The organism is Flavihumibacter profundi (genome assembly GCF_020076305.1).
Classification (GTDB): domain Bacteria; phylum Bacteroidota; class Bacteroidia; order Chitinophagales; family Chitinophagaceae; genus Flavihumibacter; species Flavihumibacter profundi.
In genome coordinates this window covers 1,111,399-1,135,311 of the sequence record NZ_JAIQXE010000002.1, presented here as the reverse complement: position 1 = coordinate 1,135,311, position 23,913 = coordinate 1,111,399, and the positions used below count along the sequence as shown (strand labels likewise).

General features: G+C 42.2%; 15 protein-coding genes. 9 read left to right on the top strand and 6 right to left on the bottom strand.

From position 1 onward, the window contains the following. Window positions 1-644: 644 nt before the first annotated feature. The 9 genes from LAQ65_RS14665 (at window position 645) to LAQ65_RS14625 (ending at window position 12,709) form a co-directional block, all read left to right on the top strand. Window positions 645-2,051, top strand: a complete 1,407-nt coding sequence (locus LAQ65_RS14665; protein WP_224117729.1) for a TolC family protein — start codon at window positions 645-647, stop codon at window positions 2,049-2,051. Window positions 2,052-2,056: 5 nt separating this feature from the next. Continuing rightward, window positions 2,057-5,278 carry an efflux RND transporter permease subunit gene (locus tag LAQ65_RS14660; RefSeq protein ID WP_224117728.1) on the top strand — a complete coding sequence of 1,074 codons (3,222 nt, stop codon included), beginning with the start codon at window positions 2,057-2,059 and terminating at the stop codon, window positions 5,276-5,278. 5 nt (window positions 5,279-5,283) lie between these two features. After that, a complete protein-coding gene (locus LAQ65_RS14655; RefSeq protein ID WP_224117727.1) occupies window positions 5,284-6,360 on the top strand; it encodes an efflux RND transporter periplasmic adaptor subunit in 1,077 nt (358 codons plus the stop codon). A 4-nt stretch (window positions 6,361-6,364) separates the two neighbouring features. Continuing rightward, on the top strand, window positions 6,365-7,189 hold the full coding sequence (locus tag LAQ65_RS14650) for a sulfite exporter TauE/SafE family protein (protein WP_224117726.1): 825 nt from the start codon (window positions 6,365-6,367) through the stop codon (window positions 7,187-7,189). A 97-nt stretch (window positions 7,190-7,286) separates the two neighbouring features. Continuing rightward, complete coding sequence (locus LAQ65_RS14645) at window positions 7,287-8,195, top strand: prohibitin family protein (RefSeq protein ID WP_224117725.1); 909 nt, start codon at window positions 7,287-7,289, stop codon at window positions 8,193-8,195. Window positions 8,196-8,253: 58 nt separating this feature from the next. Further along, window positions 8,254-8,910, top strand: a complete 657-nt coding sequence (locus LAQ65_RS14640; protein WP_224117724.1) for a phosphatase PAP2 family protein — start codon at window positions 8,254-8,256, stop codon at window positions 8,908-8,910. Continuing rightward, entirely contained in the window at window positions 8,885-10,420 is a 1,536-nt protein-coding gene (locus LAQ65_RS14635; protein ID WP_224117723.1) for an ArnT family glycosyltransferase, read from the top strand. The genes LAQ65_RS14640 and LAQ65_RS14635 overlap by 26 nt, the downstream gene beginning before the upstream one ends. 158 nt (window positions 10,421-10,578) lie before the next feature. Continuing rightward, window positions 10,579-11,973 carry an OmpA family protein gene (locus LAQ65_RS14630; RefSeq protein ID WP_224117722.1) on the top strand — a complete coding sequence of 465 codons (1,395 nt, stop codon included), beginning with the start codon at window positions 10,579-10,581 and terminating at the stop codon, window positions 11,971-11,973. Between the two features lie 103 nt (window positions 11,974-12,076). Beyond that, window positions 12,077-12,709: a hypothetical protein gene (locus tag LAQ65_RS14625; RefSeq protein ID WP_224117721.1), complete on the top strand. Its 633-nt coding sequence runs from the start codon at window positions 12,077-12,079 to the stop codon at window positions 12,707-12,709. Here the strand turns inward: LAQ65_RS14625 and LAQ65_RS14620 are convergent. From LAQ65_RS14620 to LAQ65_RS14595, 6 genes are all read right to left on the bottom strand, one after another. Next, the gene (locus LAQ65_RS14620) at window positions 12,706-13,746 is read right to left on the bottom strand and encodes an adenylate/guanylate cyclase domain-containing protein (protein WP_224117720.1); all 1,041 of its coding nucleotides are present in this window, start codon (window positions 13,744-13,746) and stop codon (window positions 12,706-12,708) included. The two genes, LAQ65_RS14625 and LAQ65_RS14620, sit on opposite strands and share 4 nt — an antisense overlap. After that, entirely contained in the window at window positions 13,746-14,120 is a 375-nt protein-coding gene (locus LAQ65_RS14615) for a response regulator (RefSeq protein ID WP_224117719.1), read from the bottom strand. Before LAQ65_RS14615 ends, LAQ65_RS14620 begins: the two co-directional genes overlap by 1 nt. Window positions 14,121-14,136: 16 nt before the next feature. Further along, complete coding sequence (locus tag LAQ65_RS14610; protein ID WP_224117718.1) at window positions 14,137-15,477, bottom strand: sensor histidine kinase; 1,341 nt, start codon at window positions 15,475-15,477, stop codon at window positions 14,137-14,139. Window positions 15,478-15,553: 76 nt separating this feature from the next. Further along, entirely contained in the window at window positions 15,554-18,931 is a 3,378-nt protein-coding gene (locus LAQ65_RS14605) for a sensor histidine kinase (RefSeq protein WP_224117717.1), read from the bottom strand. A gap of 14 nt (window positions 18,932-18,945) precedes the next feature. Continuing rightward, window positions 18,946-20,925 (bottom strand): tetratricopeptide repeat-containing sensor histidine kinase, encoded by a 1,980-nt coding sequence (locus tag LAQ65_RS14600; RefSeq protein WP_224117716.1) that lies wholly within the window; start codon window positions 20,923-20,925, stop codon window positions 18,946-18,948. 5 nt (window positions 20,926-20,930) lie between these two features. After that, window positions 20,931-23,909 (bottom strand): ATP-binding protein, encoded by a 2,979-nt coding sequence (locus LAQ65_RS14595; RefSeq protein ID WP_224117715.1) that lies wholly within the window; start codon window positions 23,907-23,909, stop codon window positions 20,931-20,933. Window positions 23,910-23,913 lie beyond the last annotated feature (4 nt).

The following is a 23,913-nucleotide window of genomic DNA, read 5'->3' as shown; positions in this document are numbered from 1 at the left end:
CGCTGTACTGATTGATAATTATTGCATCTTTAGAACATAGATCGGCTGTGTCGGAATAATTATCAATCTGCACAGCGCATTGAAAAATAGAACTTTGAAAAATTGACACAGTTTATTTTACACTCCCGTCGCTTAACATTTAGTTTACAAATATTGAGTCCAACTCAATTTACCTTAGTTGTCTTATTCATGCTCATTTTTGAAACCCAACCGTAAAATATTATTCCTGCTTTTATTTTCCAGCTTATGCTGGATCATACTATCTCATGCTTTCCAGCGAGAGGATAGTGTCAAACCACAAGATTGGCAATTCCATTTAAATAAAATGGGTAAAAATCCTGACCATGTATCTATGGTTAGTGACCGATTCAAAAAAAGCGAAACAGATAAAGACAATTCGAAACGTCATAAAAAAAGTCTTGTTAGTAAGGCTTTCGCATTAACGCCTTATATTTCTACAAACAGATACACCTATAACATTTCCCGCCAGTATTCCTCTCTCAATTATATGCTGGTTCAAAAGGTGATTGCCCAGCTTTCACTGAGGGGGCCTCCTGCAGCCTGTTAAGCTTTATCATTTCATTTACAATTATGGCCATCAATTAGAATAGGCCATTCTTTTATTTTTTATCAAATCCAGCATGATGCCCCTACACAGAGTAGTTGCAATAAGGCAGGCCTTGCCTGTTTTAATTGTATTTTTTTGCAGTTCAGTTATTGCACAGACCAGCAGTCAAAACTATTTATCGCTTAACAAAGCTGTAAGTCTTGCCCTGAGTAATTATCCTTCCATCCTCTCCAAAAAAGCCACGCTGAATGCAGCTAAGGCCACCCTTGCAGAGACTAAAAAGTCCTGGCTACCCAACCTGAAAGTCAGCGACCAGCTGGATGCCGGCAGTAACAACAATTTAAATGGTGCTTATTTCCCGATGTCGATAGTGCCCTCTAATTCAGGAGGCAGGCGGCTGGACAATAATTCAACCATGGCCATAGGTAATATAGCAACAGCATATGGTGATTGGGAAGTGTACAATTTTGGATTGTATGGAGCCCGAAACAGAGAAGCTGACGCAGCACTTAGAATCCAGGAATACAATCTCGGTGCTGAAGAATATAATATTGAATCGGCGGTCATCGGGAATTATCTCGATCTGGTGAAGTTCCAGCGGCTGGCAGGTATACAGCTTAAAAATATTGAAAGGACTCAAATCATTTTAGATGCCATAAAAGCATTTGTGAAATCTGGTTTAAAGCCTGCTGTGGATAGTTCAGTGGCTGCAGCTGAATTATCAAAGGCCCGCTTAACCTATCTCGACCTGGTGAATACAGTCCAATTACTGAAAATTCAGCTGGCTACATTTACAGGACTTGATTCGGCCCAGGTCAGAGCGGATACTGCTTTAAATATTTTGCAGAAAATCAATTTATCTGAATCGAACTACCTGGACTCAGGGTATTTCCAGCATCCTTTGCTAAAATACCAATACGCCATTTATGAAGATAACCTGGCGCAGCAGAACCTGATCAAAAAAACCAATTTACCAAAGATCAGTATCATGGCTGCCGGTTGGATGCGGGGATCAAGTATATCTCCCTCAGATGAATACAAGAACCTGAGCAGCGGCTTTTCCTATACGAGGTACAATTACCTCGCCGGGCTTGCTGTTATTTACAATTTCACTGACCTGAAAAGGACCCAGCTGAAACTGAATGTTCAGAAATATAAGTCAACCGCCGCTCTGGAAACTTTCAACGAACAGAAAACCCAGCTGGCTAACGCGCAGGCACAAGCGAATAGTGCCCTTCAAAATTCAATTGTCAAGCTGGCGGAAATACCTATACAAAAAAATGCTGCAAGTGCAGCATACCTGCAAAGGAATGCGCTGTACAATGCCGGCCTTACGAATATAGTAGACCTCACCAATGCTTTATACCTGCTGAACAGGGCAGAAACAGATGAAGTATTGGCGGCCGACGAAGCCTGGAAAGCCTTCTTCAGAAAAATGTATGCCGGCAACCAGGTAAACCAATTTATATCCCTCTTTAAATAAGTAATATGTCATTAGTGTCCACTGCCTTAAGAAAGCCGGTTGCTGTAATCGTCTTAACGGTTGGATTGCTGCTCTTTTCGGTTTTGTCAATAATGAAAATACCGATCGACATCTTTCCGAAACTGAATTCACCCACTATCTATGTTATTGAACCGTATGGTGGCATGTCACCCAAGCAGATGGAAGGATTTTTTGCGACCAGGCTGCAGGACCAGTTTCTTTATGTATCCGGTATTAAAAATATTTCCAGTAAGAATATCCAGGGACTATCACTCATCAAGCTAAGCTTTTACGAAAATGCAAACATGGCTGAAGCTGCGGCGCAGGTAGCCCTCCAGGTAAACCGGGCCATGAACTTTTTCCCGCCTGGTGCTCAACCACCGCAGGTAATTCGATTCGATGCCTCTTCCCTTCCGGTTGGTCAATTGGTCTTCAATAGTCCAACCAAAACGTTGAAGGAAATTTATGACCTGGCATCGACCCGGATCAGGCCCTTATTTTCTACCGTATCGGGATTATCGGCGCCGCCTCCTTTTGGTTCAAATGCCCGGTCTGTAGTAGTAAGCTTCGATCCGGCGAAACTTCGAAGCTATAATTTAAGTCCGGACCAGGTGGTGGAGGCCATTGCTAAAAACAACGTGATGTCCCCTTCCGGCAACCTGCGTATCAACAACACCATGTACGTTACCACCCTGAACTCACTGGAAAAGGAAGTGGCTGATTTCAGCCAGATCCCAGTGGTCTCAGAAGGATCGAAAGTAATACTGGTTGGCGATGTGGCAACTGTGGCAGATGGCGCTGATATTACCGTAGACTACGCGCTGATCAATGGTAAAAGATCGGTGTACATGCCCATAGTGAAAACAGCAGACGCTTCTACCTGGGATGTGGTACAGCAACTAAAAGGCAAGCTGCCCGAAATGCAGGCCCTGCTCCCTGATGACATCAGGATATCGTATGAATTCGACCAGTCGGTATTCGTGATCAATGCTGTGAAAAGCCTGATCACCGAAGGTATTCTTGGAGCAATACTAACCGGACTAATGGTGCTGCTTTTCCTGCAGGATTTCCGAAGCAGCCTGATCGTTATCATTACTATCCCGGTATCCATTATCAGCGCTGTATTCTTCCTTAACATGTTCGACCAGACCGTTAATATCATGACCCTGAGCGGCCTTGCGCTCGCAATTGGTATCCTGGTAGACCAGGCGACGGTAACGATAGAAAATATCCACCAACACCTGGAAATGGGCAAACCGAAAAAACAGGCTATTTATGATGCCTGCGAAGAGATATCCTTCCCGTTGCTGCTGATACTGCTTTGTATTTTGGCGGTATTCGCCCCTTCTTTTATTATGACGGGCGTTCCAAAAGCCATGTTCCTGCCACTTTCCCTGTCGATCGGTTTTGCCATGATCATTTCCTTCCTGATGGCGCAGAGCCTGGTACCCGTATTGTCCAACTGGATGCTGAAAACGGAAAAATTCAGTTACCACCATGGTGAACACCACGCTCATGCCGGTATGGCCCTGGATAACGAAGAGATCAATGAAGTGAATGTACACCTGAAACAAGAACTGAAAGAGCCGGAAAAAAATGACTTCTTCCAGCGGTTTAAAATCCGGTACATGAAAATGATCGGGAGCTGGATGAAAAACTCAAGGTTAACTGTAATAGTTTACCTGGTTGGAGTACTTGGACTGGCGGCGACCGCCTATGTCTTTATTGGTAAAGACCTGATGCCGCATATTAATACTGGCCAGTTCCAGCTGAGGATTAAAATGCCCGATGGAACCAGGCTGGAACGCACGGAAGAAAAGTTGCACCAGGTACTGGATATTATAGACAGTACGTCAGAGCATCATGTGGAGATCAGTTCTTCCTATGTGGGACTGATACCCAGCAGCTTCGGTTCCAGTAACCTTTATATTTTCAATAGCGGCACACATGAAGCAGTGCTGCAGGTAAACATGAGCGAAGATTACAAAACCGATATTGATGCATTCAAAGATAAACTGAGAGACAATATCCATAAAGCCATCCCTGATATGAGACTATCTTTTGAACCGATTGACCTGACTGAAAAAATCATGAGCCAGGGTGCATCCACACCAATCGAAGTAAGGGTTGCGGGTAAAGACATGAAACAAATTGAAGCCTATGCCTATAAACTGGAAGCTTCGTTAAAGAATATCCCTTTCCTGCGGGATGTACAGATCGCCCAGCCGCTTAAGTATCCGGTTATCAATGTGAACCTTGACCGTTTCAAGGCAGCGCAGATGGGACTGACGGTTGCCCAGGTAGCCAGGTCTGTTACAGAAGCAACGTCTTCCAGCAGGTTCACGGAAAAAAACCTCTGGCTCGATGAAAAAGTGGCCTATACCTACCAGGTGCAGGTGCAGATACCGGAATATGTCATGAATGAAAAGAGCCAACTGCTGGAAATTCCACTTATAAAAGGGCAGAGCAGGCCCATACTAGCTGATGTGGCCACTTTAACTGTTGATACACTGCCGGGAGAATATGACCGTGCCGGCCCAAGGCGATTTGTAACTGTTGGGGCGAATATCCGTGGGAAAGACCTTGGGAATGCCACCAAATCAGTTCAACAGGTAGTACAATCAATGGGTGAACCCCCTAAGGGAATGGTCGTTGAGTTAAAAGGAACATCCAGCCTTCTTGTAGAAACTATGAGCAGCCTGCAAAATGGACTCCTGATAGCTATCGTCGTTATTTTCCTGCTGTTGGCAGCCAATTACCAGTCCACCAAGGTCTCACTGGTTGTATTAAGTACAATACCGGCAGTTATCCTTGGGTCGCTTACAGCACTCCTGGTGACCGGTTCAACCCTTAACCTGCAATCTTATATGGGTATGATCATGTCGACAGGCGTATCAGTAGCTAACGCCATCCTGATTGTTACCAATGCCGAAAGTTTAAGGTTACAATACCAGGATGCTGAAAAAGCAGCTGTTGTAAGTGCTTCAATTCGTTTAAGGCCAATCCTGATGACGAGTTTCGCCATGATCGCTGGCATGATTCCTATGGCCAGCGGAATGGGTGAAGCCGGTGACCAGACAGCCCCACTTGGCCGGGCGGTAATTGGAGGTCTCATCTTCTCAACACTCGCCGCGCTTTTGGTACTGCCCCAGGTATTTGCCCTGGTCCAGAAAAAAAGCAGCCTTAAATCCGTATCCCTCATGCCCGAGGAAAACACTTTAAATTAATACAAATGAAAAAGTACTTTATTATACTTCCACTTATAGCAGCAGTAGCCTGCAATCATGCGGAAAATGCAAAAAAAGAAACCACATCAGCACCGGCAAAGCAATACAATATTGCAGCAATAACAACAAGTAACCTGTCCCCGGTGATAAAATTGCCCGGTGAATTAAAGCCCTTTGAGATTGTTCAGCTCTACCCGAAAGTGAACAGCTTTGTAAAAGAAGTACTGGTAGACCGGGGCTCCAAGGTTAAAAAAGGACAGGTACTGATCAGGCTGGAAGCCCCTGAAATTGAACAGCAATACTATGCAGCCAAATCGAAATACCTGCAGGCTTATTCCATCTTTATAGCCAGCAAAGACAATTATGAAAGGCTGTTGACAACCAGCCAGACACCAGGAACTGTTTCTGCACACGATATCACCCTTGCAAATGCCAGGATGCTGGCAGACAGTGCGAGTATGCAGGGAGAAATTGCCAACTACAAAGGCCTTGAAGCCAATATGCAATATTTAACAGTAACTGCGCCATTTGATGGAATTATATCTGAAAGGAATGTTCACCCAGGCGCACTGGTGGGACCTAATTTAAAAACAGACGATAAGGCAATGCTGGTGCTGCAGCAGGAAGAGAAGTTGCGGCTCATCATAAACATACCGGAAGTTTACAGTAACCAGCTAAAAAATAAGAATGCCCTGAACTTTACCGTTAGTACGCTGCCTGGCAAATCATTCAAAGGCATCCTGGACAGGTCGGCCGGTGCGCTGGACCTCAAATACCGTTCAGAAGCCATGGAGGCCGACGTAATAAACACCGACCGCTTACTCAAGCCGGGTATGTACGCAGAAGTGGAGTTGCCAGTGCAGAGGTCCGGACTTGCGATGGTAGTTCCAAGTAGCTCTATTATCACCTCCACAGAGGGCAAATACATAATATCTGTAAAGAATGGAAAAGCCTTCCGGATCAGTATCCAGGAAGGAAATACACAGCACGATTCCACAGAGATATTCGGAGATATCAAAGTGGGTGAAAAAATAATTGTAACTGCAAGTGATGATATTAAAGATGGCGCAATAATCAAATAATAATATGGACGCGCTTCCCATTTTATTATTGACTGGTTTTATTGTCGGTATCCTGGGTACATTGATTGGCGCCGGAGGCGGTTTTATCCTGGTTCCTGTTTTACTCTTTGCACACCCCGAATTAAAACCAGAAATCATCACTGCCATATCAATGGCCATAGTAGCCGCCAATGCCATTTCCGGCAGTTTTGCCTATGCACGTGAAAAGCGCATAGACTACAAGGCAGGATCCCAGTTTGCATTGTTTACGCTGCCCGGATCTGTCATTGGCGCATTGATCACAAGCTATATTTCACAACACATATTCAATACTTTATTTGGCTTGCTGTTAATATTGATGGGCATCTATTTAACTATAAAGAAGGAACCGGTACCCATAAGCCACCTTGTTGCAAAACCAGGGCCGGGGTGGAAACAACACACTCTCACAGATAAGTCGGGGCAAAATTATAACTATACCTATAATCAATACATTGGTATGGCTATCAGTGTTGCTGTTGGATTTATCTCCCCTATCCTGGGAATAGGCGGTGGTATAATCCATGTGCCGGTTATTGTACATTATCTTAATTTCCCGGTACATGTGGCCACGGCAACCTCCCATTTTATCCTTGCAATAATGTCATCTGTAACTGTAATTGTGCACCTGGTCACCGGAAACTATTCCGACCCGGCGATTCAGCACCTGGTAATTTTTCTGGCTATAGGGGCAATAACCGGAGCCCAACTGGGAGCCTGGGTCTCTCATAAAATCAAAGGTAGTTTCATCATTAAAGCATTAGCCATATCACTTACCCTGGTTGGCATCAGGATACTACTAAAAACATAGAAAACCAAATACTATGTACGGCTAAACAATGCCTTATTCAGGGTTTTGTAATTAATAGACTAAATTCATCAAATTAATTACAAAACCCTGATTCTCTATGGCACTTATCGTAATCGGATTGATTGTTTTCTTTGCTTCATTTGGGCTCGGTCGCGCAGAAGAGCCACTCAAAAGGTTTTCAGGAACAATAAGAAGCATTGGACTCGCTATTGCCGCAGTAGGTGTATTAACATCCTGTATTATACAAATTGATGCAGGTCAGATTGGTGTTAAAAAACTGTTTGGCCAGGTGCAAAAAGATGTACTAAGCAGTGGTCTCCATTTAATCAACCCCCTGCTTGAGATTGAAAGACTGGATGTAAAAACACAGAACTATACCATGAGTGGCATGCATGATGAAGGCACTAAAACCGGGGATGATGCCATCAGGGTTTTAACAGCAGATGGTTTGGAAGTAACCATTGACCTTTCGGTTTTATACCGTGTGGTAACCAACGACGCACCCATGCTTTTGCAGGAAACAGGTTCAGATTATGAAGACAAGATCGTTCGCCCGATTACAAGAACCCGTATCCGCGATAATGCAGTGTATTATGATGCTGTTGCTTTATATTCTACTAAAAGGGATGAATTCCAGCAAAGGATTTTTAAAAGTATAGAAGCTGATTTTAAAAAAAGGGGGCTGATGCTGGAGAATTTGCTGGTACGCAATATCACTCTACCGCTATCGGTAAAAGCAACCATAGAACAAAAGATCAATGCTGAGCAGGACGCCCAGAAAATGCAGTTCGTTTTGCAAAAAGAAAGGCAGGAAGCTGAAAGGAAAAGGGTTGAAGCCCAGGGAATTGCTGATTACCAGCGTATTATCAGCGAAAGTTTGACAGACCGCCAATTGCAATATGAAAGTATTAAAGCCCAATTGGAAATTGCCAAATCGCAAAATGCTAAAGTTATCATAATGGGAAAGAGCAATTCACCTATAATATTGGATAGCAAAACACAATAACCTATAACAATAATTTATTTATATATTCTATATTAACTGGTAATTTTGCTGCCAGCATATGGAATCAAAAAATACAGGGATTTTTTTCTTAAAGCTTAGTGCGCCGTTATTCATCGTACTGGTTTTCAGTTGCCTGGCTTTTCCGAAAGCTGAATCATTTATTACCCTGAATTTTTACCACAGCAGTTCCCTAAATAGTTTTTTTGAAATTTATACGTATTTGGGAGATGGACTTTTCCCTACTGTGCTGGCAGTATTACTGCTGATTTGGAGGAAATATGAATTAGGTATTAAAGTTCTTTCCTCTTTTCTCCTATCGGGGCTCGTTGCACAAATCCTGAAAACCATATTTCATGCACCAAGACCAAAGGTATTTTTAGCTAATGGTACTTATCCATATTTTATTGATGGGGTAACCCATAGCGGCCTGACCAGTTTTCCTTCCGGTCATTCAACGACTGCATTTGCTTTGGCTGCCACTTTAGCTTTCAACACCCAAAGTAAGTACAAGACCCTGGCCTATTTCCTTTTGGCAACACTTACACTTTACTCAAGGATATATTTAGGCCAGCATTTCCTGGAAGACACTACAGCCGGGGTTTTTATTGGAACTTCCACTGCAATTGGTGTGGAATACCTGTCAAAGAGGGTTAAATTCAGGCTTCCAAAAAAATCCTCCAGGATAAACAATGAACCCATTACAATTGAATTTTAAGCGTCCTGCAATTTGGCTGATCGTCCTGACAACCCTCCTCAAATTAATATTAGCAGGCTGGGTTGAACTGAATAATGATGAAGCTTACTATTGGACATACGCCACCAAACTACAATGGAACTATTTTGACCATCCGCCAATAATTGCCGTTTTACTAAAGTATACAAGGCTCCCATTCTTTCACCATGAATTTTTCCTGAGGCTGCCATTTGTTCTTTTTGGCGCGGGCAGCTGCTGGATGGTTTTTAAAATAGGTTCATTATTAAAGGATGAATTCACAGGATTAATTGGCACCATCATTTGTATTGCATCCTTCTATGTAAGCATCCTGGCGGGAATGCTTGTATTGCCCGATGCGCCAATGGTTTTTTTCTGGTTATTGGCAGCATACCTGTTGCTTGAAATAATCAGTTCTCCATTATCTTCTTTCGCCCTTAATTTTAAATTACTGCTGGTTGGCGTAGTTATAGCACTTTGCATTTTAAGTAAGGTCCAGGGTGTATTTCTGTGGGGTGGTTTTGGTGCATACCTGGTTTTCAGGAAGCACCCCCTTCTCAAAAACCCATTCCTTTACATAAGTATCCTGGTAAGCCTTTTATTATTAATCCCCTCTTCCCTCTGGTCTGTTCAAAACAGTTTAAGTAATATCAATTACCATCAGAGCAGGATACATTTCAACCAGATCGGCCTGAACAATTTTATAACCGAACTATTTGGAGAAATACTTTACAATAACCCCATCATTTGGGGATTACTGGTATATAGTTTTTTTTTCACCGGAATAAAGAATCAATTGCTAAAGCGACCGGACATTTCTTTGCTGCTCTGGCTATCACTCCCTTTAATTGCAACTGTTCTTGTGCTATCGCTTTTCAATAGCACATTACCACATTGGAATGGTCCGGGGTACAGTTTGCTGATACCCATAGTGGCCTTTTTAATAAGGGAAAAAACGCCAGAAATTAAAATCCCTGGTATAGTAAAATTTGCAGCAGGCTTTATCTGGACTTTGCTCATTTGCGCCATACTTCTTGTTAATTATTTTCCAGGATCATTGGGCAAAACGGAAATGCCAAAATATGGTAAAGATGATGTTACGCTGGATATGGCCGGATGGCGCGATTTTGCTAATACCTATAAGTCGAAATTCGGGACTCAATATGTATGTATTCTGACGGATTATTGGTTCCCGGCAGGTCACCTGAATTTTTACCTGGCACCTGATATCCCAGTTATAGCAGTCGGGAATCTTCCTGAAGTCCATCATTTCGCATGGATAAATGCCGATACCTACACCTTAAAAAAAGGGGATAATGCCTGTTTTATCAGTGTTTCAAACTTCTATTCGCAGCCAAAGGATTTTATTCTGAAATCCTTCGATTCGGTTAGCCAGCCTATACTCGTGCCTCAATTCAGGAGTGGAAAAATTGTCCGGTATTTTTATATCTATCCTTTGACTGGTTACCGGGGGGGCATTCCGGCAAATGGAGTCCTTGAAAATATAAATTAGGTACAAGTCGAAAATACCACAACAGATTCAGCTGATTTAGTTAATGTTTTTTTGCATATTGTCATCCCCCGGTTTACCTTTGCGCCAGATTAGCCATTTATAAATTAATAAATTATATATCTGGCTTTTCCATTATTCTTTCCCTTAAATTAACCATTATGAAAAAGCTGATTTTCCTGTTCCTCATGATAAGCTCACTTGGCTTATTTGCCCAGACAGAAAAAGGGCATTACACAGTTTCCGGCGGCCTTCTAGGAGCAGCCAATTTCTCCAGGTTCAGGGTTGGCGGTGATAACCCAAAAAATATTGATTATAATTTTGGTACTGGTTTAGGAGGTGGTGCATGGTTCAACTTTCCTTTTAGCAAAGTAGTATCATTTGAACCACAGCTATTATTTTCTAATTACAGGTATGACCAAAAGGATACTTTTAGCACTGCACTGAACGGTAGTATCGATTATTTTTCCCTGCCGCTTTTGTTGAAATTCAACCTGAATAAAAAAATCGCCCTTACATTCGGACCACAGTTTGATTTTCTCAGTTCAGTGAAGGATGACCAAAATAATGTTAATAAAAGTGCTTTTAATAAAACCAGCACGTCGATAAGCGGTGGTATTGAAGTTATGCCACATGGCCGCCTCACTCCTTTTGCCAGGTATATCCATGGCTTGAACGACATGAATAATTCCGGGTCAGGCGTAAAATATTACAACCAGAATATACAAGTTGGTCTAAAACTGAAATTAGCCGGAGGCAATTTCATTCCATATGATACAGATAAAGACGGCATTCCCGATTCTAAAGATAAATGCCCTACTGTACCAGGTCTTGAAAGATATGCGGGGTGCCCGATTCCTGATACCGATGGAGACGGCATTAATGATGAAGAAGATAAATGCCCGGCAGTAGCAGGTCTTGCCAAATATAACGGATGCCCGATTCCAGACACTGATAAGGATGGCATCAATGACGAAGAAGATAAATGTATAGATGTTCCGGGTATCGCGAAGTACAATGGCTGCCCGATTCCTGATACCGATGGAGATGGTATTAATGATGAAGAAGATAAATGTATAGATGTTCCGGGTATCGCCAAATACAATGGCTGCCCGGCTCCGGACAGGGACAACGATGGTGTAAACGATGATGAAGATAAATGCCCGGATGTAGCAGGCCCTGTTGAAAATAGCGGATGTCCAACCCTGGAAACTGCTAAATTCAGGTCATCTGCTGTGCAGTTTGTATCAGGAAGTTCCGCATTAACTGCAGCATCTAAGAAAACACTGGATGCCGGAGCTAATATCCTGAATACACAGTATCCTCTATTGAAAGTTGAAATAATCGGCCATACCGATAATACCGGTAAGCCAGAAACCAACCAAACACTCAGTATGAAGCGTGCCGAAGCTGTTAAAGCCTACCTGGTTAAGAAAGGTGTTAATGAAGATCGCCTGACTGCAATAGGCTTTGGCCAGGATCAACCAATTGCTGATAACGCTACCAAAGAAGGAAAAACTAAAAACCGCAGGGTTGAATTCAAAGTAAGCCAGTAATTTTTTAAGATGTATAGAAGGTCCTGGAAAATAAATTACCAGGACCTTTTTTTATTCCAGCCAAAGAAATTACTGGTTAGCTTTAATCATAAAAACCCGGGACATGAAAGCTTTACTCTTTTTTATCATGATGGCTATCCTTTCGTTTTCATGTAATAATGGTACAAACCCAGGAAAAATGGCTGAACTAACGGATACAGCCACACTCACACCCAAGGTTTCTGCTACCGGCAGGATACCCGTGGCCGAGATCAGGGAATACAAAATGCATTCAGGAAAATCAGTGCAGGTAGAAATAACGCACCCGGTTGGCATGAGCCTGAGTAATATCATAGTTGGATTTACCGGAGACAGCAGTTCAAACCTTACACTTAAGGATGTTGATCCAGTTAACAAAATACTGGTGGCAGATCTGGATGGCAATGGGTTTGATGAAATCTATATTATTACCACTGCAGCCGGTTCAGGCAGTTACGGAAATGTATATGGATTTGCATCTAACGGGGATAAATCATTTTCTTTCGTCTATTTACCAGAAATAACTGCAGCCGATTTAGATACCGGAGGAAAATTCGAAGGGTATGAAGGACATGACGAATTTGAAATAGCAGGCAAATCTTTATTAAGGACCTTCCCGGTAAAAATTGGAAACAAATCAAGGATGACCATAACCTATAAAATGAAAGCGGGAGAAGCAGGCTACCTTTTTTACATCACAGCGGCTAACGCATACTAGTCAAGCACTTCATAGATAGTCAAGGAAACTGATTTATTCTTCAGGTTAACTTTTCCCACTTCAAGGCAATTGAAAGATTCCTTCACTTTTTGGTAGGATTCTTCACTAATAATTATTTGTCCTTCTTTAGCAGCAGTCTGCAACCGTTGGGCAGTATTCACGGTATCGCCGATAACGGTATAATCTAACCTGCGCAGGCTTGCCGAACCAATATTACCTGAAATCATTTCGCCACTGTTGATACCAATGGATACTTTGGGAATGAAAGAAATACCTTCAGTTAACGGCAATGCTTTATCAATTTGTCGCCTTACCGCAAGAGAAGCCTCAATAGCCCGGTCTAAGTGGTAATTTCCCCGGAATACCGCCATTACAGCGTCCCCAATGAATTTATCAATGTAGCCGCCCTGGGCAATAATTTCTTTCACCATTACATCAAAATAAGTATTGAGCAGTTTCACTACCATATCAGGTGATTCTTTTTCACTAATTGAAGTGAAACTGCAAATGTCAATAAATACAACAGTTGCCTCAACTGTTTCATTGACCATCAATGAAGTTTCAAATTCATGGCTGCCCATAAAATTCAAAACGGTTTCATCGACATACATTTTCAGGATATTGTTCTCCTTTATTGCCTTAAGTGTTTCGCGGATATGGATAACATGTTTAAGCGTTTTTTCCATTGTCAACGACAGGTCCTCGAAATTGATCGGTTTGGTGATAAAATCAAAAGCACCACGGTTCATGGCTGTCCTGATATTCTCCATATCCCCATAAGCGGAAACAATTACTGCTTTGATCAGGGGACTCGATTCGCCAAGTTTGCTTAATAAGGTTAGACCATCCATTTCAGGCATATTGATATCGCTTAGTACGATATCAACATCCGGATTTTGCTGGATCTTTTCGAGTGCGTCATTGCCATTGACTGCAAAAATGAACTCATATTGGTGTTCGCGTATTTTCTGGCGGAATTTCTGTTTGATCAGCATCTCCAGGTCCACCTCATCATCTGCGACTAAAATCTTTGCCATCAAATGATAATTTTAAGTTTTTCTTTCAATAAGGAAAAGTCGACAGGCTTGGTCAGAAAATCATCTGCTCCCAGTTGTTTTGCAGTATTAAAGTTCTCGGCATCACCGTAGGCAGTGATCATCATGACAACCGGTGGTGGTTTCATGTACTTTTGCTTTATATGTGCCAACAATTCTAATCCGCTCATTCCCGGCATATTGATATCTGATAAGATCAGCACAGCTTCATGTTCGTGCCCGTTCAGGTAATTTAAAGCTTCTTCGCCTGAAAAGGCAAATACAAAATTAACCAGGTTTTCCCTGATCTCCCTACGGAAGCGTTGTTCAAACAGTGTTTGAATATCTCTTTCGTCATCAACCACTAATATTTTCATAGCATGCATTTAAGGTTTATACCGGCAACTTTATAATAAATTCAGCGAATTCGCCTTCTTTTGTTTTCACGAGCAACTGGCCACCATGGCCTTTGGTAACGATATCGTAACTCATACTAAGACCTAAACCAGTACCTTCCCCGGTTGGCTTTGTGGTAAAGAAAGGCTGGAAAATTTTGTCCATTACTTTTTTCGGGATACCCGGTCCATTATCTGCAACCTTTATTTCCAACCAATCATTCAACTTTTTAGTACTTACGAAAATAGTTGGGTCATAGTTTTCGGGGTGGTGTGATTTTTTTTCATTTACGGCATAAAATGCATTGGTTATTAAATTCAGTATAACCCTGCCAATATCCTGCGGAACGACATTCACATTCCCGATATGCACGTCAAAATCAGTTTTCATGTTCGCATTAAACGATTTATCCTTTGCTCGCAGGCCATGATAAGCCAGCCGTAAATATTCATCGGCAAGTGCATTGATATCTGTAGGCTCTTTCATGCCACTGCCAAGGCGGCTATGTTGCAGCATTCCCTTTACAATAGCATCAGCACGCTTTCCGTGGTGATTGATTTTGGCCTCATTATCCTTTATATCCTGTGCAATGGCTTTAACTTCCTCATAATTGCCCTTTTCAATTTCCTGCTCCATTTCTCCAATAAGTTCAGCATTTACTTCGGAAAAATTATTAACAAAATTCAAGGGGTTTTGAATTTCATGGGCAATACCAGCAGTAAGCTCACCAAGGGAAGCCATTTTTTCAGATTGTATTAACTGGGCCTGGGTTGCTTTTAATTCCACTACGATCTGCTGTAATTCTTCCTTCTGTTTGGTAAGTTCAGCTGTCCGCTCTGCCACGAGTACCTCCAATTCAGCTTTTTTAGTTTCGGCAATCTGCTTTAAATGTTCTTCATGCAGTGTTTTAAGCTCAACTTTCTTAAGTGCCTTATTCTGCCGCGTAATTATGACAATCATGGCCACAAGCCAAATTATGGCAAAGGCTTTTGCATTTTCGAGCCCGTTTTCAAGATCATTCAGCCACTTCCAGTTACCCAGATGGGTAGCTTCCTGCAGCACTTCCAGCAGGATCAGCGGAAGAAATGCATACATAAGGCTTCTAAGGCGGACAAAATCCTCTATCCGGTATATAATATAAAAAACCACCAAAAGGCTGATATACCAGGCCCAGGTGATGAAATTCCAATCGAAAATAATATCCAGAGCAAAAAGTGCGGCAATAGCAATAAGCCCATACTTGATATTTTGCTGCCATTCAGGCCAGGCTCCCGATTGCATGAGAGTTTGGCGCATTTTATACAATAGTGCTGCAAGAAGGAAAGGACTAATTCCCATAGTTAAATACTCCTACTCAAATATAAAGAGGATCGGTGGTTATATAAATATTAGTTAACCCGGAAATCCTGCCCGGTTAAACCGGTAAAGACACCGTAAAAGTGGTACCTTCTCCTTCCTTTGAGGATACAGAAATTTCACCACCGTGCACTTTTACGATATCGTAGCTCAGTGACAAACCCAGTCCGGTACCCTGCCCTGAAGGTTTGGTGGTAAAGAAAGGCTGGAATATCTTATCCAATACTTTAACAGGTATGCCATTGCCGTTATCTTTCACACTTACTTCAATTTTTCCATTAATATTTTTTGTACTTACTGTCACGGAAGGCCCATAACCCTCATTCGATTGTTTCCTTTTTTCATTCACCGCATAAAAAGCATTATTAATCAGGTTGAGAATAACCCTGCCAACCTCCTGGCGACTAATGCTGACCATAGGCATTTCTTTTTCAAAGTTCATCACCAGGTTAGCCTGGAAGGATTTTTCCTTTGCCCTAAACCCATGGTAAGCTAACCGTAAGTATTCATCGCAAAGGGCATTGATATCAGTAGATTCCTTTATTCCCCGGCTGGACTGCGAATGTTGCAGCATGGATTTCACAATGGAATCAGCACGTTTACCATGTTCATTGATCTTCACATTATTTTGCATTACCTGCTTTGCAACTTCTTTAGCAGCTGCAATTTCACCCTTATCCATTTCCTCCTTCATCTCACCCAGCAGTTCATTGTTGACTTCAGCGAAATTGTTGACAAAATTCAAGGGATTCTGTATCTCATGGGCAATGCCGGCGGTAAGCTCACCAAGGGATGCCATTTTCTCTGCCTGTATCAGTTGGTTCTGGGTGGCTTTCAGGCTCTCATGTGCCTCTGTGAGACCACGGTAAGCTTTTTCAATTTCTTTAGCCTGCTCCAGTTCGCGGTTCCGGTTGCGCTCGCGTTCCTTTTCAACCAACCGGTATCTCAAAATACGGTCCCCAGCAAATAACCCGCCAATAAACATTAAAATGTAAGCGCCATAGGCCCAATAGGTCCGCCACCAGGGAGGCAGGATAGTGATACTTAATGAGGCCCCTTCCTCATTCCAAACACCATTGTTATTGGCTGCTTTAACGCGGAATACATATTTACCAGGCGGGAGTTTGGAATAGTATGCGGAATGTTGGCTACCAACATCACGCCAGTCGTTCTCAAAATTTTCAAGGCGGTAGGCATATTTGTTCTTAGCCGGGTTACCATAATGAATGGCGAGAAAGTCGATGGAAATATTATTCTGGTCGTAGGCCAGGGAGATTTCCTTTGTTTCATTGATGGGCCTTTTCAGGACAGCGTTATCACCGGGAGTAACCGATTTATTAAACAATTTCAGGTCGGTCAGGAAGACTTTTGGGGGAATGGAGTTTTTGGCAATATCCCCAGGCTTAAAAATAGTGATGCCATTTGAGCCGCCAAAGGCAAAATAACCTTTGGAAGTTTTGACAGCAGACCCATCTGCAAACAACTGGCTTTGGATGCCGTCTGCAATTGAATAACTGATACTCTGCCCGGTTTTCTTATCAAACCGGATCAATCCATCAAAACTGCCCATCCATAATGTACCGTTCTCTTCATCGCCCAGGATACTTTGAATACTCATGCTCGGCAATCCATTCTCGGTGGTATAGTTTATAATCTTGTGGGTCTTGAAATCGTATTTGCCCAATCCGCCCTGCCAGGTACCTACCCATAAAATACTGTCTTTATCTTCATAAATAGAATTCACATCCTGGGAGAAGAATACATCACCCTGGGATTTATCAAAGCCATGGCGATCGATCTTGTCAGTTGCATAGTCGTAAAAAAATAAGCCGTTATTGGTCCTTAGCCATAAACCATTGTACCGGCTTTCGAGGATGCCGTTTATTTCATTGCTGGTGAGGTTAGACCCGGGCAAAACAGAAAGTTCGTAAAGCTTAAATGTACTGGCGCCTTTGTCTCTTTTATAGAGACCACGGGAAGTTCCCAACCAGAAATTCTGTTGCTTGTCGGTATAAAATGTCCAGATGACAGTATTATCCGGAACACCTGGTAAATTTAATTTTTCAACTTTTTTTGTGGCTGGCCAAAAAAGGTAATTATCCCGGTAAGTATTGATAATATATTCCCCGGGTGCATTTTCGTATACACCATTTATACCCCAGATCAATGGCGCTATCTCGTTGTTGGGAATTATACTGATCATGCCGGTCACGGGATCCAGTACATTAAAACCACCCGTACCATTTTGCCCACCTGTTGTGATCAGAATCTTTCCTCCGCTAATCTCCCGGACATTATTAGCCCAGCCGGGAGACAAGGAGTTTTTTACTTCATTTTTATTACTGTAGGTCTTGAGTAGTGACGTGTTATCATATTTCAACAATCCCTTTGTGTTGGAGCCCATCCACAAGGTGCCGAATGCGTCAAATTTGATACTCCACAAACCTTCGCGTTCAATTTTTTTATCTGATACCTCCTTAAAAATTTCTGCTTTTTGGGTGTTCTTATTAAACACAACCAGGCCATAATTAGAACCGATCCAAAGTGTTTGGTTTGGCCCGCCATCCATCGAATTGAAAGACATGCCTTCTTTTTTGTTTCCAAATAATCCCTGCAGGGAGTACAATGTTTTTTCGCCAGTCAACAGGTTAATCCGGCACAATTGAGCATTTGATAACCCTGTCCATAAATATCCCTCCTCATCTGCATAAAGGCCTGAAGGGTAGATTTGCGAATTAATTATTTCAGACAACCCAGTGTACCTTGATAATTTACCCGCCGGGTTGATCTTAAAAAGCCCAGTGTTACTCAGGAACCAAAAGTCGCCGGACTTGGCCAGGCTTGAGTACCAGACTTCGCCGATAACCAGGCTGTCTGGATATTCAAACCTTTTTAATGCATCCGTTTTTTCATCATAATACAAAAGTCCATGTGTGATACCAGTTCCACGGTTTATCCTTACCCCAAAGTATATCCGACCTTTTGCATCGCTATTGATGGCGAGAATTCCGGTTTCAACATTTTCAGGCTGGTCTATTAGTGGTAAATAATTATAATGGTGAAATATTTTGGTGACCGGATCATAACGGTTAAGGGCACTGACCCCACCGATCCAGATATTACCATTGGGTTGTTCGAAGAGTGACCAAATCAAACTGCCTTTAATGGAATTGCTGTCGTTGGGATTATAATAATAGCGTTTGAATTCATAGCCATCGAAGCGGGAGAGGCCATTGATGGTACCCGTCCAGATATAGCCAGAGCGATCGGGCATTACCGCAAAAACTTCTGAAGCGGGGAGCCCGTCTTTCTCGCTGTATTGCATTAGCCGGTCGGCATTGAGTTGGGCTTGAACTTCACTTTGAACTGAAGACAAGGCCATCATGGTCAGCAGTAATACAATCGATAAAAGTCCCTGGTTACAACTTCGATACATTATAAATTTTTCATTTAGGTTAAAGGTAATTGAATAATGAATGTTGCACCTTCATCGTCTTTGGTTTCCACTTTCAGGTGTCCGCCATGCGCTTTTATGATATCATAACTAAGGCTTAATCCCAGGCCAGTACCTTGGCCGGTTGGCTTTGTGGTAAAGAAAGGCTGGAAAATTTTGTCCATTACTTTTTTCGGGATACCCGGTCCATTATCTGCAACCTTTATTTCCAACCAATTATTCAACTTTTTAGTACTTACGAAAATAGTTGGGTCATAGTTTTCGGGGTGGTGTGATTTTTTTTCATTTACGGCATAAAATGCATTGGTTATTAAATTCAGTATAACCCTGCCAATATCCTGCGGAACGACATTCACATTCCCGATATGCACGTCAAAATCAGTTTTCATGTTCGCATTAAACGATTTATCCTTTGCTCGCAGGCCATGATAAGCCAGCCGCAAATATTCATCGGCAAGTGCATTGATATCTGTAGGCTCTTTCATGCCACTGCCAAGGCGGCTATGTTGCAGCATTCCCTTTACAATAGCATCAGCACGCTTTCCGTGGTGATTGATCTTCTCTTCGTTTTGAATCAAATCACCGGCAATGGATTTTGCATCGACCAGGTTGCCCTTATCCATTTCCTCCTTCATTTCGGCCAGTAATTCTTTGTTGATCTCGGAGAAGTTATTGACAAAATTCAATGGGTTCTGGATCTCGTGGGCGATACCGGCAGTAAGCTCACCAAGAGAAGCCATTTTTTCAGATTGGATCAGTTGGGTCTGTGTGGATTTCAATTGAGCCAGGGTGGATTCTATCTCTTCCTTTTGTTGTTGCAATAAACTATTGGCTTTTTGTTTTTGCCGGTTATTGCGATACAAGATGAGACCTATGAGAGAAATTGCCAATAAGCCAGCCAGTAATGCCGAGGTCCTGATCTTATTCTGGTAGCTGATCCGTTGAGCAGCCAATTCCTGCTGCCGCTGGTCTTCTTCAAATGTCATCATCTGCAATTGCTGGTTAGCGCGGGTATTGAAAAGGCTGTCATTCGCAGCCCTGTAAATCTTTAAATATTTTATGGTGCTATCGGCATTCGAGTTTTCATACATGTCAGTAAGCAATCTCGCCGGCTTAAAACTGAGGTAGGAAAAGACAGTATGCTGAACTGCCTCAATTGCCTTTTTAGAATAATAAATGGAGGAATCCTGTTGCTTATAGCGTTGGTAATGCTCGGCGAGCCCCAGGTATGCAAAATACAAATACCGGTTTGACCCGCTTTGAATGGCCGAATCCACTGCCAGTTTAAAAAACCTGGCAGCTTCAGTAGCGTTTCCCAACTTACTGTAAGCACCACCAATATTGGATAAAATATAGGGCAGGTTCCGGCTCATATCATTCTTCAGTCCTTTTTCATATACCTGCATGGAATAAAATAGGGAGGAATCCAATTGGTTAGTACCAAGGAATACTGCGCCGAGGTTCATCATTGGCCAGAGCAACATCTGTTCGTTAACGCCCAATCTGGCATTATCCTTAGCCACCGTATATAAACGCAGGGCCTTATCATACTCTTCCCTGTCCTTGTAGATATGTGCCATCTGGTTTTGGGCAAGTGCGAGCAGGGATTTATTGCCTGATTTTTCTGCAAGCGCAATGGCTTTATGGTGGCATTCCAGGCCTTTAATATAATTGGCTGATAAGCGGTAGCTTTGGCCATAAAAACTCCAGGCAGCTGTTTCACAGATAATGTCTTTGTTTTTCTGTGAAATCGTGTATAGTTTTTGAGCTGTTTCAAATACAAGGCCAGGATATGATTCAACGCCGGTTCCAAATAAAGCAAGGATCAGATCAAATCGTTTATTTTCTTCAACGCCTGTACCAAATTGTCGTAAAACCGATTCAACTTTTCGGTTTGTTTCCTGGATAATATCATCCTGGCCCATAACGAACTGAAAACTCATCAAACAATAAAAACAGATTAGTATTCTACTCATGAACATTAGGTTATCGGTAATACAATAATAAATTCAGTCCCTTCCCCTTCCTTTGTTTCCACTTTTAATTCACCATCATGTGCTTTTACTATATCATAAGCTAATGAAAGTCCGAGGCCGGTTCCCTGTCCGGTGGGTTTAGTGGTAAAGAATGGCTGGAAGATTTTGTCCAATAGTTTTTGAGGAATGCCTTTGCCATTGTCAGCAATCCTTACTTCCATTTTATGGTTTAAATTTCTCGTTGAGACTGAAACTGTTGGTTCATAATTATCATTAGCCAGTTTATTCCTTTCCGCAACTGCATAAAAAGCGTTGTTAATTAAATTCAACATCACTCTTCCGATATCCTGCGGAATGATATTTATTTTTCCTAAGCTTTCATCGAAAATTGTTTTCATGCCTGAATTGAAAGATTTGTCCTTTGCACGAAAACCATGATAAGCCAATCTTAAATATTCATCTGCCAGCGCATTAATGTTGGCGGGCTCTTTCGTTGAACTGCTACTCCGGCTATGCTGCAGCATGCCTTTTACAATAGCATCTGCACGTTTGCCATGATGATTGATCTTCTGTTCGTTAACAGCAATGTCATTAGCAATGGATATCGCGTCATCAAAATTCCCTTTATCCATCTCATTCTGCATTTCTGCTATCAACTCGGTATTCACTTCCGAAAAATTATTCACAAAGTTTAACGGGTTTTGAATCTCATGAGCGATGCCTGCGGTTAATTCACCAAGGGATGCCATTTTCTCTGCCTGCACCAGCTGGGACTGTGCCTGTTTCAAATCGATCAACGTTTTATCTACCTGCTGCTTGGCGGCCTCCAGTTTTTTAAAATCCTCATACCGCGCATAGGCCGTGGAAAATGCATCAGCGAGGTTTTGAACCAATTGCAATTCATCAACACTTAATGCTGCAATATTTCCTACATATAACATGCCCTGGAAAAACGGAAGGAAATGCAAATACAAATCTGTTGGCCGGTTTTCTGTCAGGTATTTTTCGCCGGAAGTTATAGCGCCTTCTTGCACAAGGTTTTTGTCAAACTCAATAAACATCATTTCATCCCAATGCTGTGTGTACATTTCATTTTTGCGCCAGCTTTTCACAAGTTCGGAAATTTCCCCCGTTGTATTGTACGGCTGATGAAAAGCGGCAATGGCCTCCCCGTCCGGATTAGATAAATAAGTATTCACCTGTTGCAGTTCTTCGTCCATTATGAATACACCACAACGGATAAAGGGTACGCCGAGTGTGGTTAATTCATTCCAAATTAAAGGGGTTATTTTTTCCAGGTCACTGGTGGAACGCATGGAGGCAATTTCAGCACGGACCCGGTCTACAGAGGCATGTTTAACGGCCTCCAATGCCTGCTCTTCGGCCTGTTCTAAATCTTTAAATCGGGTGTAGGTTTGCTCGAAAACTTTGCCAAAGCGCATGAGTATTGCATTCTCAGCATCCGTATAAGGAATGCCCGCATAATTTGAGATGTACAACCAAACGTTTTTCAAATACACATGAGATTCTGCAAGGCCCGTAGTATTGTAAAGCGCTTCTTTTGCTTCTGGCTTCGCGGGAGCATATTTAAACACCTGATCGAATATTTTATTCCGGTTTTCAATTGTGTGGTTGAATGTTAAGGATTCAACACCCTTTTTCTTTGCTTCGATAATAGCATTAGTAAAAGGGTGATCGAAATAGGGAATATGAATTTTATTTGGAAATGGAGTGTAAGCGTCTGCGTGCCAAAGATTCCAATCATCGGTTTCTCTAAAGTCCAGGTCAAAGCCCGCACTATCAATGTTAATATTTAAACCGACCATTTGTTCATAAATCACCTGGATAACATCGCGAAGTTCGTCACTCTTTTGCATACCCATGGACCGGCTGCGCACCCTTTCCAATGCCGTCTCAATCTGTGATTCCCTTGCCTGGGCAACTGCCTGTGAAATATCCATGTATCGACGATAGGCCAGATCAAATACATTCCGGAAACGTTTGAGTACAATTCGATTCTCCTCAGCAATATTATTAAAGGTAGATAATCCAATAGCGCCTGTGCCCGTTGAATAAAAATAATAGGTGATTGCATCAATATTATCGAACCGCGGATCATCGGATTCGCCGTTATTTAAACGCATCGCCCTGAAATCAGCCAATTCTTTGCCAGCAATTATGATTTCTGAAAAAGCATCTGGCGAGCTCCGGAGTTGGTACACCTGCTTTTGAATAATGGGATGGATATTATAGGAAAATAATGTGACAGTTTTACCCTGTTCAGGGGAATAGTCATAATTCATGAATGACTCCTTTGCATCATCATAAATATTAATCATTGCATTGCGGAGCCGACTAAAACCCAATTTAGCAAGTTCGCTGAACAGCACTTCACAGATATCGAGCAGGTCATTGCCTTTCCGCATACCCATGGCAACTGCACGAACTCTTTCCAGCGCCGTTTCCAGTTCCAGTTCCCGGTTTTTTTGGTCCAGTTCAATAGTACGTCTTTTGATCGCATCCTTTAGTTCGAGGTTTTCGGCTGTGATCTTTTCAATGGCAATATTTTCACCCTCCAGCGTTCTAAGGTCAGGCATGGAAGAATGCTGGTGAATGAACTTCCAGCCACCTTCCTTATTTTGTAAAATTGATGATGCCCTGAATTTGGCATAGAAAGCCCAGGTGCCTTCCATTTTAAAATATAAATCAGCCTGCTCGTTGATCAGAATAAGACCATCAAGCGGTTCGGTTTTAATTATCCTGTTGCGCATATTCACATTTCCCGCAACCTGGTTAATAGTAGATGCCACGAAATTGACAGCATCCTTTTTATTGAAAAACACTTCGCTTTCAGCACTTCCCACCTGGGTATAACCATCATCAAGAAAAGATGCAAGTTTATCAACGTCACCATTAATATAACTTTCCCAGTATGCAAAATAAACTTCCATTACTGCTGATTCCATATCTGCGTTTAGCTTCATTTTT

Excerpts from the sequence above, each read along its gene's own strand:
- LAQ65_RS14615 (WP_224117719.1), bottom strand. The coding sequence starts at position 14,120 with ATGAAAATATTAGTGGTTGATGACGAAAGAGATATTCAAACACTGTTT.
- LAQ65_RS14645 (WP_224117725.1), top strand. The coding sequence starts at position 7,287 with ATGGCACTTATCGTAATCGGATTGATTGTTTTCTTTGCTTCATTTGGG.
- LAQ65_RS14660 (WP_224117728.1), top strand. The coding sequence starts at position 2,057 with ATGTCATTAGTGTCCACTGCCTTAAGAAAGCCGGTTGCTGTAATCGTC.
- LAQ65_RS14630 (WP_224117722.1), top strand. The coding sequence starts at position 10,579 with ATGAAAAAGCTGATTTTCCTGTTCCTCATGATAAGCTCACTTGGCTTA.
- LAQ65_RS14625 (WP_224117721.1), top strand. The coding sequence starts at position 12,077 with ATGAAAGCTTTACTCTTTTTTATCATGATGGCTATCCTTTCGTTTTCA.
- LAQ65_RS14655 (WP_224117727.1), top strand. The coding sequence starts at position 5,284 with ATGAAAAAGTACTTTATTATACTTCCACTTATAGCAGCAGTAGCCTGC.
- LAQ65_RS14635 (WP_224117723.1), top strand. The coding sequence starts at position 8,885 with ATGAACCCATTACAATTGAATTTTAAGCGTCCTGCAATTTGGCTGATC.
- LAQ65_RS14595 (WP_224117715.1), bottom strand. The coding sequence starts at position 23,909 with ATGAAGCTAAACGCAGATATGGAATCAGCAGTAATGGAAGTTTATTTT.
- LAQ65_RS14640 (WP_224117724.1), top strand. The coding sequence starts at position 8,254 with ATGGAATCAAAAAATACAGGGATTTTTTTCTTAAAGCTTAGTGCGCCG.
- LAQ65_RS14610 (WP_224117718.1), bottom strand. The coding sequence starts at position 15,477 with ATGGGAATTAGTCCTTTCCTTCTTGCAGCACTATTGTATAAAATGCGC.
- LAQ65_RS14650 (WP_224117726.1), top strand. The coding sequence starts at position 6,365 with ATGGACGCGCTTCCCATTTTATTATTGACTGGTTTTATTGTCGGTATC.
- LAQ65_RS14605 (WP_224117717.1), bottom strand. The coding sequence starts at position 18,931 with ATGTATCGAAGTTGTAACCAGGGACTTTTATCGATTGTATTACTGCTG.
- LAQ65_RS14620 (WP_224117720.1), bottom strand. The coding sequence starts at position 13,746 with ATGGCAAAGATTTTAGTCGCAGATGATGAGGTGGACCTGGAGATGCTG.
- LAQ65_RS14600 (WP_224117716.1), bottom strand. The coding sequence starts at position 20,925 with ATGAGTAGAATACTAATCTGTTTTTATTGTTTGATGAGTTTTCAGTTC.
- LAQ65_RS14665 (WP_224117729.1), top strand. The coding sequence starts at position 645 with ATGCCCCTACACAGAGTAGTTGCAATAAGGCAGGCCTTGCCTGTTTTA.